The organism is Billgrantia aerodenitrificans (genome assembly GCF_021404405.1).
GTDB classification, from domain to species: domain Bacteria; phylum Pseudomonadota; class Gammaproteobacteria; order Pseudomonadales; family Halomonadaceae; genus Halomonas; species Halomonas aerodenitrificans.
The window spans coordinates 589,765-601,255 of sequence record NZ_JABFTV010000002.1 but is presented as its reverse complement, the minus strand read 5'-3'; the positions used below and the strand labels follow the sequence as shown (position 1 = coordinate 601,255).

Annotated in this window: 12 protein-coding genes and 1 tRNA gene; 7 read left to right on the top strand and 6 right to left on the bottom strand. The window is 65.2% G+C overall.

Features of this window, described 5'->3' with window-relative positions:
- Positions 1-178 precede the first annotated feature (178 nt).
- From HOP59_RS06140 to folE, 4 genes are all read right to left on the bottom strand, one after another.
- Complete coding sequence (locus tag HOP59_RS06140; protein ID WP_010629123.1) at positions 179-1,636, bottom strand: NAD-dependent succinate-semialdehyde dehydrogenase; 1,458 nt, start codon at positions 1,634-1,636, stop codon at positions 179-181.
- A 70-nt stretch (positions 1,637-1,706) separates the two neighbouring features.
- Positions 1,707-2,024 (bottom strand): DUF4190 domain-containing protein, encoded by a 318-nt coding sequence (locus HOP59_RS06135; protein WP_010629124.1) that lies wholly within the window; start codon positions 2,022-2,024, stop codon positions 1,707-1,709.
- A gap of 96 nt (positions 2,025-2,120) precedes the next feature.
- The gene (folX, locus tag HOP59_RS06130; RefSeq protein ID WP_010629125.1) at positions 2,121-2,531 is read right to left on the bottom strand and encodes a dihydroneopterin triphosphate 2'-epimerase; all 411 of its coding nucleotides are present in this window, start codon (positions 2,529-2,531) and stop codon (positions 2,121-2,123) included.
- Between the two features lie 46 nt (positions 2,532-2,577).
- The gene (folE, locus tag HOP59_RS06125) at positions 2,578-3,135 is read right to left on the bottom strand and encodes a GTP cyclohydrolase I FolE (protein WP_010629126.1); all 558 of its coding nucleotides are present in this window, start codon (positions 3,133-3,135) and stop codon (positions 2,578-2,580) included.
- Positions 3,136-3,406: 271 nt separating this feature from the next.
- Between folE and HOP59_RS06120 the strand changes: the two genes are divergently transcribed.
- The gene (locus tag HOP59_RS06120; protein WP_234253191.1) at positions 3,407-3,970 is read left to right on the top strand and encodes a hypothetical protein; all 564 of its coding nucleotides are present in this window, start codon (positions 3,407-3,409) and stop codon (positions 3,968-3,970) included.
- 81 nt (positions 3,971-4,051) lie between these two features.
- On the opposite strand, the gene HOP59_RS06115 is transcribed toward HOP59_RS06120, so the two are convergent.
- Entirely contained in the window at positions 4,052-5,038 is a 987-nt protein-coding gene (locus HOP59_RS06115) for a serine/threonine protein kinase (RefSeq protein WP_234253190.1), read from the bottom strand.
- A gap of 69 nt (positions 5,039-5,107) precedes the next feature.
- Positions 5,108-5,845 (bottom strand): ComF family protein, encoded by a 738-nt coding sequence (locus HOP59_RS06110; RefSeq protein WP_234253189.1) that lies wholly within the window; start codon positions 5,843-5,845, stop codon positions 5,108-5,110.
- A gap of 296 nt (positions 5,846-6,141) precedes the next feature.
- On the opposite strand from HOP59_RS06110, the gene bioB reads away from it, so the two are divergent.
- The 6 genes from bioB (at position 6,142) to HOP59_RS06080 (ending at position 10,777) form a co-directional block, all read left to right on the top strand.
- Positions 6,142-7,251 carry a biotin synthase BioB gene (bioB, locus tag HOP59_RS06105; RefSeq protein WP_234253188.1) on the top strand — a complete coding sequence of 370 codons (1,110 nt, stop codon included), beginning with the start codon at positions 6,142-6,144 and terminating at the stop codon, positions 7,249-7,251.
- Between the two features lie 4 nt (positions 7,252-7,255).
- Entirely contained in the window at positions 7,256-8,410 is a 1,155-nt protein-coding gene (gene bioF, locus HOP59_RS06100; RefSeq protein WP_010629131.1) for an 8-amino-7-oxononanoate synthase, read from the top strand.
- The gene (locus tag HOP59_RS06095) at positions 8,407-9,138 is read left to right on the top strand and encodes an alpha/beta fold hydrolase (RefSeq protein WP_010629132.1); all 732 of its coding nucleotides are present in this window, start codon (positions 8,407-8,409) and stop codon (positions 9,136-9,138) included. The genes bioF and HOP59_RS06095 overlap by 4 nt, the downstream gene beginning before the upstream one ends.
- Positions 9,135-9,965, top strand: a complete 831-nt coding sequence (locus HOP59_RS06090; RefSeq protein WP_234253187.1) for a methyltransferase domain-containing protein — start codon at positions 9,135-9,137, stop codon at positions 9,963-9,965. The genes HOP59_RS06095 and HOP59_RS06090 overlap by 4 nt, the downstream gene beginning before the upstream one ends.
- Positions 9,947-10,648 (top strand): dethiobiotin synthase, encoded by a 702-nt coding sequence (bioD, locus tag HOP59_RS06085; RefSeq protein ID WP_234253186.1) that lies wholly within the window; start codon positions 9,947-9,949, stop codon positions 10,646-10,648. The genes HOP59_RS06090 and bioD overlap by 19 nt, the downstream gene beginning before the upstream one ends.
- A gap of 44 nt (positions 10,649-10,692) precedes the next feature.
- Positions 10,693-10,777, top strand: a tRNA-Leu gene (locus HOP59_RS06080).
- Positions 10,778-11,491 lie beyond the last annotated feature (714 nt).

Genomic DNA, 11,491 nt, shown 5'->3' with positions numbered 1-11,491 from the left:
AGCTGGTGTCATCGTGCAAACACTGCTGCACCACCAGCAGCTTGAACCCCTCATCGTATCGATTGCTCATAAAAACACCCCGAAGGTTGGATTGGGTGTCCAACTTTCGGGGTGCAGTTCAGGCCGACGGGGTTTTCGTTCTTGCAGCTTATGACTTTCGGCTCCGGGCGAAGCCCGGTCAGCCCAGGTCGATGCAGAGGTACTTGGTTTCCAGGAATTCCTCGATCCCCTGGTGGCCGCCCTCGCGGCCGAGACCCGAGGCCTTGACCCCGCCGAACGGCGCCGCGGTGTTGGAGATAAGCCCAGTGTTGATGCCCACCATGCCGTACTCCAGCGCATCGGCGACGCGCCATACCCGGCCCAGATCCCGCGAGTAGAAGTAGGAGGCCAGGCCGTACTGGGTGTCGTTGGCCATCTGCACGGCGTCCTCCTCGTCCTCGAAGGGGAACACCGCTGCCAGTGGGCCGAAGGTCTCCTCGTGGGCGACCTTCATGTCGGCGTTGGCGAAGCTGATCAACGTCGGCGAGAAGAAGTTGCCACCCAGCGGATGGGGATTGCCGCCCAGCAGCAGCTCCGCGCCCTTGTCGACGGCGTCGTGCACGTGCTCACTGACCTTGGCCACCGCCTTGTCGTCGATCAGCGGGCCGATGTTGATGTCCGGCTCGGTGCCGTCACCCACCTTCAGCTCGCTGTTCATCGCCACCGCCAGCTTTTCGCAGAAGGCGTTGATCACGCTCGACTGCACCAGGAAGCGGTTGGTGCAGATGCAGGTCTGGCCGGCATTGCGGAACTTGGCCGCCATGGCTCCCTCGACGGCGGCATCCAGGTCGGCATCCTCGAAGACGATGAACGGTGCATTGCCACCCAGCTCCAGCGAGATCTTCTGAATGTGGCGAGAGGCTTGCGCCATCAGTTCGCGGCCCACCTCGGTGGAGCCGGTGAAGGTGATCTTGCGCACCAGCGGCGACTCGGTCATTGCCGAGGCGATCTCGCTGGCCCGGCCCGGCACCACGTTGAAAACACCGCGCGGGATGCCGGCGCGCTCGGCCAGCAGCGCCAACGCAGTGGCCGAGAACGGGGTCTGGCTGGCCGGCTTGATCACGATGGTACAGCCTGCCGCCAGCGCCGCGCCGGCCTTGCGCGTGATCATCGCCGCCGGGAAGTTCCACGGCGTGATGGCACCGACCACCCCCACCGGCTGCTTGGTCACCACGATACGCTGATTGGGCTTCGACGCCGGGATGGTCTCGCCGTAGATGCGCCGCGCCTCTTCGGCGAACCAACGCAGGAAACTCGCCGCATAGGCGATCTCACCGGCGGCCTCCTTGAGCGGCTTGCCCTGCTCGTGGGTCATGATCATGGCCAGGTCGTCCTGATGCTCCATCATCAGGTCGTGCCATTTCATAATGATGTCGGCCCGCTCCTGGGCGGTGAGGGCACGCCAACCGACCAGCGCCGCATCCGCTGCGGCGATGGCGCGCTCGGTCTCTGCCCGGCCCAGCCTCGGTACGGTACCGAAGGTCTCGCCGGTCGCCGGGTTGACCACTTCGATCTGCTCACCGCTGTCGGCAGCGACCCAACTGCCGTCGATATAGGCGAACGGACAGTAGAGCTGCGTTTCCTTCAGAGCTTCCATGTCGTTTCTCCTGGCCTCTACGGGCCTTGCTTCACTTGGCGTGTATGAATTCGTGCCGCGCCCTGTTTCGTCATTCCACCTCGATGGTGCGCGGCTCGGGGGCAGTGGCGGGAGCATCGTCCAGCACCGGGGGCTGGAGCATCGCCGTCAGTATGGCAAGTATCAGCACCAGCGCGATGGCCAGCCAGCAAAAAGCTCGGCCAATGTAGCGGTCGGGGCGGCGGCGGATCTGGCGCAGTCCCATCAATGCGAAGATGGCGGCGGCAATGTTCAGTGGTGGCAGGCTGCCCTGGAACAGCAGGGCAACGAGTGCCGTCACGATGGCGGTCATGGCCCAGGGGGCATAACGCCGCCGCGGCGACTCCGGGGCGGAGATGTCACGTTCCAACGTTGCGTCTCTCTCTTTCGGCTCAGCGGTACTGCCCCATGCTAAGCGCAAAGACCCGCTGCCACCAACCCGAGGCAGATTGAGGAGAGGTATCGATCAGTGCCGGCGACGCGGTTCCCGGCTGGCGGAGAGCGTAATGGAGACGGAATCGGCAAAGCGCAGCGCATGGGGCTTGTCGATCTCCACCTGAGCGGTGAGCACCTCCTCGTGGGACATGATCAGATCCAGCACCTCGCGGGTCATACGCTCCAGCAGTTGGAAGCGGCCTTCCTCCACCAGAGCGATGAGCTCCTTGGTGATGGTGCGATAGTTCAGCGCTTGCTCGATACGATTGAACGCCATCGCCTTGTCGGCCCGGTAGCGGATCACGGCATTGATCACCACGTCCTGCCGATTGAGGATCTCCTCGTCCTTGATGCCGATGTAGGTACGCAAACGCAGGTTCTTGATGCGGATGGTCGCCAGGTCATGGTCGAGATGCTGATCATCCAGAGCGTGCAGGGGCATGGCGTTGGCTCCTATGAAGGAAGACCGCTAGGCCGGCGCGGCGCGTTCAGCGCCCAGCGACCAGCATGAGAAACTCCTGACGTGTCGTCGGGTTGTCGCGGAACGCACCCAGCATCACCGAAGAGGACATGCTGGAATTCTGCTTCTCCACGCCGCGCATCATCATGCACAGATGGCGCGCCTCGACCACCACGCCGACCCCCCGTGCACCGGTGACCTGCTGCACGGCTTCGGCCACCTGTCGGGTCAGATTCTCCTGGATCTGCATGCGACGGGCATACATGTCGACGATACGTGCAAACTTGGACAGACCCAGCACCTTGCCCCTCGGCAGGTAGGCGATGTGGCACTTGCCGATGAACGGCAGCAGGTGGTGCTCGCACATCGAATAGAGTTCGATGTCCTTGATCAGCACCATCTCGTCGGTCTCGCTTTCGAACACGGCGCCGTTGACCAGCTCCTCGAGCGTCTGTGAGTAACCGCGGGTGAGAAACTGCATCGCCTTGGCGGCACGCTTGGGCGTATCGCGCAGCCCCTCACGCTCAGGGTCCTCCCCCAATTCGAGAATGATCTGGCGATAGAAGTTGGCAAGCTCTTCGTTCATGGTCAGGCCCTGCGACTGCTGGATGGTACCGCTCGTTTCGCGATGGCCCGGCCATCGTCGCTGCTAGTCAGAAAATATACAAAAATTATACTTTGTACAACTTTTTCCAATCCTGCCGTCATTCTACCGTAACCCACAGTATCTCGCAGGCAGGTCGTCTGAAATTGCTCCGCTGCGACATTCGTGCCACTGCTGCGTACCGCCAGCTATGGTAAAATGCCATGTATCGAAACTGCCGAAACGCGCAGACTTGTCCCCGCGAGAGCACGATATGATCAAGATTTCGGATGCGATACTGACGGCCAGCGGAGTGGCCCTACTTCTGATGCCTCTGCATGCCTCGGCAGGCACCCTCTCTCTACCCAAGGATGCCACCGTCGCAGTGCAGGCGGTCGACAGCCTGACCCTGGCTGGCGGAGAGACGCGCCTGGACGACATTCTGCTACGCCCCGCCGGCGACGCTGCCGAAGCCAGCCATGAGCTGCCGGAATACTGCGTTCTCGTCGGCGATGCCCGTCAGGACGGCGATCGTCTACGTATCACCACCAAGTCGTTGACCTGCATCGAGACGGATGGCGGCGACAGCGATATCTACAGCGGCAGCCTCTCTGCCGCCGGCTACGAGCTGGATGGCAGCTACGGGATCGTGGCGTGTGACGGTGAGCGCTGCGAGCTGGACGCCGATCACGTGTTTCATCTCAAGCTGGCCAGCACGCTGGAGATCGAGGAGCAGGACAACCCTTCCGCCCGTATCAACGAGCAGCGCCGCCAGGCCAACGGTGCGGGTATCGCCAACCCGATTCCCGCCGAGCGCCCCGACCCCGACGACATGTGATTCCTGCCGGCGCACTCCAGTCGAGTGCGCCGGGCTTCCCCTCGCAGCGCCAGTACCCAGCCCCCACTTTCAAGCCAATCGTCAGGTCAGCCAGCGCGGCGCCTGCGCCAACACCAGCCGCTGCTGCTCCAACTGACGAATGTGCGCATCCCAGTAGCCGGCATCGGGTACCCACGGGAACGCCGGCGGGAAGGCCGGATCGTCCCAGCGGGCGACCAGCCAGGCACTGTGACGCATCAGGCGCAAGGTTCGCAGCGGCTCGATCAGCTTCAATTCACTGCGGTCGAACTCGCGCTGCTGCTCGTAGCCCTCCAGCACCTCTGAGAGCTGCATCTGCCACTCCACCTCGTGCTCGGCGGTGAACAGCATCCAGAGATCCTGAATGGCCGGGGCCATCAGGCAGTCGTCGAAGTCCACCAGTGCGAAGTGATCGTCACGACCCAGCATGTTGCCGATATGGCAGTCGCCCTGTACCCGTATCGCCATCTCCGGCGTCCAGGCGTAGGCCTGCAGCTCGGCGTATAACGCGTTACTGATCCGCTCGTAAGCCTGGCGCTGGCGACGGTCGAGCCAAGGGGCGCCGAGTACCCGCTGCTGGGCCTCGCGCACCATGCCATCCAGATCGAGACTCACGCGATGGCGAAAGGTAGAGCGCTCGCCAATGGCGTGCACGGCGCCGATCAGCTCGCCCAGCGCAAACAGATGGGTGGGATTCTCCAGCTCCGGCGCCTGCCCCGACAGCTGCGGGAACAGCGCCAGCCGAAAGCCCTCGGCATGATGCAGGCTCTGCCCCGCCGCGTTGCGCCAGGGCGCCGCCACGGTCACTCCCTCTGCTACCAGCTCATCCAGGAAGTCGTGCTCTTCCTGGATCTGGGCGTCCTGCCAACGCTCGGGGCGATAGAACTTGGCCACCCAGCGCCGCCCCTCGTCGTCATGCAGCAGATACACCCGGTTCTCATAGCTGTTCAGCGTGAAGGGCTCGCCGGGCAGCCAGAAGCCGAGCGACTCGACGGCGGCCACGACGCGGGCGGGAGAAAGGCTGGCAAAAGGATGCGGCGTGCTCTGCATGATCGTCACCGGTTGAAAAGAACCCCCTATCTTATCAGCCGGAGCCGACCCTGTGAGCCGGCCTGCCGCTTATAACGGAGTGCGCGCCAACGCCCAGGCCTCCACCTCGCGGGCGCCGGCGGCCAGGCAGGCCCGGGCCAGTGCATCCAGAGTAGCGCCGGTGGTCATGACGTCGTCGAGCAGCGCCACGCGCTCGGGGAGTGCTTCGGTAATCACGAACGCATCGCGCAGATTGCCGAAGCGCTCGGTGCGGTCCAGGCCACGCTGCGAGGGGGTGTGATGGCGCCGCTGCGCCCTGTAGAGCCGCAGACCGTGGCGCGCCGCCAGGCGCCTGGCCAGCCAGTCGGCCTGATCGAAGCCGCGCTCCCGGGCGCGCTTGGGGTGCAACGGCACCGGAATCAGCGCCTCGGGCCAGGCCAGCTTCTGCTGCCCCTGACCTAGTTCGAAGAGTTCGAGCAGGACGGTGCCGGCCCGCGGAGAGGCATGAAACTTGAAGCGCTGCATCAACTGGGCCACTTCGTCCTGATAGCGCAACGGCACGTGCGAACGGACGAAGGCCGGCGGTCGGCTCAGGCAGTGACTGCAGCGCTTGCCCGCCAGCGACCCTGGCGGCTGCGGTTCGGCGCAGCTGGGACAGGCCGGCAGGTTCCACGGTAGCGCCTCGAAGCAGGCCTGGCACCAGGGGCGGTCCCGCTCGGCAGGGGCCAGGCAGAAGCCGCAGCGCCCAGGCAGTGCACGACGCAGGCCAAGGTCGAGGCCGTGCCAGAGCGAACGCAGCCAACCGACCGTCGTCTTGCGACCGGCCACTGTCTCTTCACTCGCCGCCTTACCTGAAATTTGGCCTGCGACCTGGTCTCCAACTGCTGCTTCTAGCGACGCTTCCGGTGCGCATTGGGGCTCAATGTTTTCCTGCACGGCCTGGGTCCTTGTGCCATGGCTGACAAGCACCGAGCTTATCACTTTACGATGCAGAAGCAGGCCAAGCGGTACGCAGCGAGACGCTAGTCAACCCTACCATAAGCGTGGGTTGACAGCCTCTCAGTTTCACGTACGCTGCATGGTCAACATCATGACTTTTCAAAGTTGACCAAGGCGAGTCCACCATGACCGATGCCCTGCCCACTAGCCTCGGCGGCCATTCCGACTTCCAAGCCCATGCCAAGCCCCGCCACGACTGGTCGCTGGCCGAGATCGAGGCGCTCTTCGCCCTGCCCTTCAACGATCTGCTGTTCCGCGCCCAGCAGGTGCATCGCGCCCACTTCGACCCCAACGCCGTGCAGGTCTCCACCCTGCTATCGATCAAGACCGGCGCCTGTCCGGAAGACTGCAAGTACTGTCCCCAGTCGGGCCACTACACCACCGGGCTGGACAAGGAGAAGCTGCTGGAGATCGAGAAGGTGGTGGCCCAGGCCAAGGCCGCCCAGGAGGCCGGCGCCAGCCGCTTCTGCATGGGCGCGGCCTGGCGCAGCCCGCGCGAAAAGGATCTTGCCGTGGTGCTGGAGATGGTCAGCCGGGTCAAGGCGCTGGGGCTCGAGACCTGCATGACCCTGGGCATGGTGGATGGAGATCAGGCCCGCCGCCTGGCCGAGGCCGGTCTCGACTACTACAACCACAATCTGGATACCTCGCCGGAGTTCTACGGCGAGATCATCACCACCCGCACCTACACCGACCGCCTGGAAACCCTGTCCAACGTACGCGATGCGGGCATGAAGGTGTGCTCCGGCGGCATTCTCGGCATGGGCGAGGCGCCTCGCGACCGCGCCGCGCTGCTGCAGCAGCTGGCCCGGCTCGAGCCGCATCCCGAGTCGGTACCGATCAACATGCTGGTCAAGGTGCCGGGTACACCGCTGGAGCAGGTGGAGGATCTCGACCCCATCGAGTTCATACGTGCGATTGCCGTGGCTCGTATCCTGATGCCGGCCAGCCACGTGCGCCTGTCGGCCGGTCGTGAGCAGATGGACGAGTCGACCCAGGCGCTGGCCTTCCTTGCCGGCGCCAACTCCATCTTCTACGGCGACAGGCTGCTGACCACCGGCAACCCCCAGGTGGAGCGCGACCGCGCCCTGTTCGCCAAGCTCGGCCTGCATCCCGAGCGGCGCGAAACCTGCCAGGACGACGCTCGCCAGCAAGCCTCGCTGGAAGGCGCCCTGGCCCGTCAGACGACCCAGGCGGCCAGCGCCGCACTGGCCTACGACGCCACGCAGGTCTGAGGTCATGCCGTCGGGTTCCGCCGTCTGGACCGAGCGACTCGAAGCGGCCGCGGCCTGGCGCCGCACCCAGGGACTCTGGCGTGAGCGCAACACGCTCCAGCCAGAGCTGCTCGATTTTGCCGGCAACGATTACCTCGGCCTAAAGGACGATCCGCGCCTCGCCGAGGCCCAGGCGACGGCAGTGCGCAGGTTCGGCGCCGGCGCCGGTGCCTCGCACCTGGTCAGCGGCCATCTGGAGGTCCATGAAGCGCTCGAACGGCGCCTGGCGGCACTCGTCGGGCGGCCCCGGGCACTGCTGTTCTCCACCGGCTACATGGCCAACCTGGGCACCCTACAGGCCCTTTGCGACAGCGACACCCTGCTGTTCCAGGATCGTCTCAACCACGCCTCCCTGCTGGACGGCGCCGCCCTCACCGGGGCGCGCTCGCGGCGCTTTCATCATCGCGACCTCGATGATCTCGAACGCCTGCTCAGCCGTGCGCCGGCCGAGGCCGCCAAGCTGGTAGCCAGCGACGGCGTGTTCAGCATGGACGGCGACGTGGCAGACATCGGCGGCCTGGCCACGGTCAGCGCCCGCCACGGCGCCTGGCTGATGATCGACGATGCCCATGGCATCGGTATTCTCGGCGCTCACGGCGACGGCTGTGTGGGACACGCCCACGGGATCGAGCACGTTCCGGTCCTGGTCGGCACGCTGGGCAAGGCGCTGGGCACCGGCGGTGCCTTCGTTGCCGGCAGCGAAGCGCTGATCGAGCACCTCATCCAGTTCGCCCGCGCCTACGTCTACACCACCGCCCAGCCGCCCGGCGTGGCCGCCGCTAGCCTGGCGGCACTCGACGTCCTGGCCGCCGAGCCGGAGCGACGTCAGCAACTGCGCGACAACATCCACTACTTCCGCCACGAAGCGGCGCTGCTTGGCTTGCCCCTGGGCGACTCCTTCACTCCCATTCAACCCCTGGTTCTGGGCGAGGGTCGGCAGGTCATGCACTGGGCGGCGCGCCTGCGCGAGGCAGGCCTGCTGGTCGGCGCCATTCGGCCGCCCACCGTACCCAACGGAGAAGCCCGGCTGCGTATCACCCTGCGCGCCAGCCACCCGCGGGAAAGCCTGGACCGGCTGCTCGAAGCGTTGGCCCGCCTGTACGAGGAGGACGCGGCATGACGGCCATGGTGCTGCTCTCGGGCTGGGGCATCGATGCGCGCATCTGGCAGCCCCTCGCCCCCTACTGGCCGGCCGGCATGGAGGTGCACGCTCCCGACTGGCCCGGTTACGGCGAACGTCGCGCAGAGAGCCATCCTGCTTCACTGCCCGAACTTGCGTCGCTGATGCGCGATGCGCTGCCAGCCGATGCCATCTGGGTAGGCTGGTCGCTCGGCGGCCTGCTCGCCGGCGCGCTGCTGGCCCATCTGCCGCCGCCTCGGGCGCTGGTATTGATCGGCACCGCGGCGCGCTTCTGTCAGGCGGGCGGCGTCTCGGCCACGGAACTCGACACCTTCCGCCGCGCCTTCGAGCGCCAGCCCCAGGCTACCTGGCAGCATTTTCTGCGTTGGCAGCTGCAGGGCGAGCCCACTCCGCGCACGGCGCATCGGCGGTTGCTGGACCTGATCGGGCCCCGACCCAGCGCCTCACTGCACACCCTCGAAGCCGGACTCGAGCAGTTGGCCGGCATCGATCTCACACTCCAGTTCGCCACGCCCCCCTGCCCGATTCGGCGAGTGGCGGGAGCACACGACGGCTTGCTGGGCGAGGAGGCGCGCCACTCGGCCGATCTGGTACTGGCCGATACCGGCCACTGCCCCATGCTGTCATGTCCGACGGCGCTCGCCGCCTATCTGACGCAACTGAGGAAAGAAGTGGCAGCCGACGACAAGCACGAGGCGGCAATATGAGCGGGAGTCTTGGTCACGCCGATGTCCGGCCACTGCCGGACGATCCAAGCGACTGGCGCCGGCAGGTTGCCCAGGCCTTTTCCCGGGCCTCAGGCCGCTATACGCAGTTGGCACAGGCCCAGCAGCAGATGGGAGCGGCGCTGTGGGAGCATCTGCCGGCCCAGGCCGAGGTCGTGCTAGACCTGGGCTGCGGTCCTGGGCACTGGAGCCGGCGCCTGGCGGCGCATTTCGGCCCGCACTGCCAGGTGCTCGGGCTCGATCTTGCCCCGGGCATGCTGCAGGTGGCCCGCGAGACCGAGGGTGAAGGCATCGCCTGGCTCTGTGCCGATGCCGCCGAGCTGCCCCTGGCCGCCCGCCAGGTGGATCTGGTGTTCTCCAACCTGGCGATCCAGTGGTGTACCGATCTCGATGCGTTGATGGCCGAGCTGTTTCGCGTGCTGCGCCCCGGCGGACGGGCCGTGATCAATACCTTGGGGCCCGGTACGCTGCGCGAGGCGGCGCATGTCTGGTCCACTCCGGACACCCTGCTATCCTTCCGTTCGCGGCTGGAGCATCTGGCCAGCGCGCGACTGGCGGGTTTTACCCGGGTTCGCTGCAGCGAGACTGCCGAGCGCTTCTTCTACCCCGACCTGACGGCCGTCATGGCCTCCATCAGAGGGGTCGGCGCCCAGGCCACACGCTCTGCCGCGCGCCGCACCCGCCACGATCTACGCCGTGCCGAGCGGCGCTACGAGTCGCTGCGCGAGCCCGCGGGTCTGCCGCTGAGCTATCAGCGTCTTACCCTCGTTCTCGACAAGGAGCCGGCTTCATGTCCGTCTACTTCGTGACCGGCACCGATACCGATGCCGGCAAGACCCTCGTCGCCGCCAGCCTGCTGGCCCTGGCACGCGCCAGGGGACTCACCACGCTGGGACTCAAGCCCGTCGCCTCGGGCTGTGCCAACACTCCCGATGGCCTGCGCAACGACGATGCCCTCGCCCTGCTGGCCCGCAGTGTGCCGGCAGTGAGCTACGACACGGTCAACCCCTTCGCCTTCGAGCCCGCCATCGCCCCGCACCTGGCTGCCCAGCGCGCCGGCGTCCAGCTCGATCTCGCCGGGTTGAGCGAACAGATTGCCGCCCGGCTGCAGGCCCCACGCGATTTCACCCTGGTGGAGGGCGCCGGCGGCTGGCGGGTGCCGCTCAACGACAGCGAAGACCTGGCCGGGTTGGCGACGCGCCTCGATCTGCCGGTCATCTTGGTGATCGGCCTCAAGCTCGGCTGCCTCAACCATGCCCGCCTGACGGCGGAGGCGATACGTGCCGACGGCGCTCGTCTGGCCGGCTGGGTGGGCAACCTGCTGGATGCTGATTTCGCCCGCGACGAATCGCTCTATGCCGACAACCTGGCGACCCTGCAACGCACCCTCGACGCTCCCTGCCTGGGCGTGATACCGCGACTGAGCCGTGTGGCCCCGGCCAGGCGCCCCGAAGCCGCCATCGCGCACCTCGAGCTGCCTCATGGCAATTGACTTGCATCACGGGGTCCGTACAATGTGGACGCCTGCCCAACCGTGCGGATGTGGTGGAATTGGTAGACACGCCAGATTTAGGTTCTGGTGCCTTCGGGCGTGGGAGTTCAAGTCTCCCCATCCGCACCATTTGTTGTTCTAAGTAGTTGTTTTTACTGTCTCGCTTTCGCAGTCCCCGCTGATTTCCAGTCCCCGTCAAGTCCCCAGCACGAGAGAGAATATGCGCGCGACGCGCGTGCGGGCATGACGTGCGCGAGGGAATCCTAGAATTCCTGGGGGGCTGGGAAAAAGGTAACAAAGGTAACGGCAAGCCGAAAAATGGCGCAAGCCGATGAAATTGAAGAATTTCAAACGAGTGTCCAAAAGGTAACAAAAAGGTGATGGAAAGGTAATGCGTTACCTTTTTGAAGGGTGATTTCTTCATTTTCTAGAATCCTTTATAAACAGCCACTTATGGCGGCGTTACCTTTTGCAGTACCTTTTGTTACCTTTTAAAGGTAACGCCTGATTCCTTTATATTCAGTCGCTTGCAATCAAAAAATGGCCGAATTACCTACGTTACCTTTTTCCGAGCACCCCCCACCTTCTGAGAATCGCTCTCGCTCGCCGGCTGTCTCGCCCTGGCCTTCGGTTCGCACAAAAACGCAAGGAAACACAAACGCTTAGAATCCCTTCACCTCGCTATTCTGTGGCGCTGGCAGCCTTGGGCTGCACGCACGAAAAAAAAGCCATGAAGAAAGCCCGCAGGCGGGGGGGAGGCGGCGCGGCGCAGGTGATGGACCTGGGGGCATGGTGGTCGAGGAATGAGGTGGCGCTTGCTGACGAGCAGGCACAAAAAAGCCG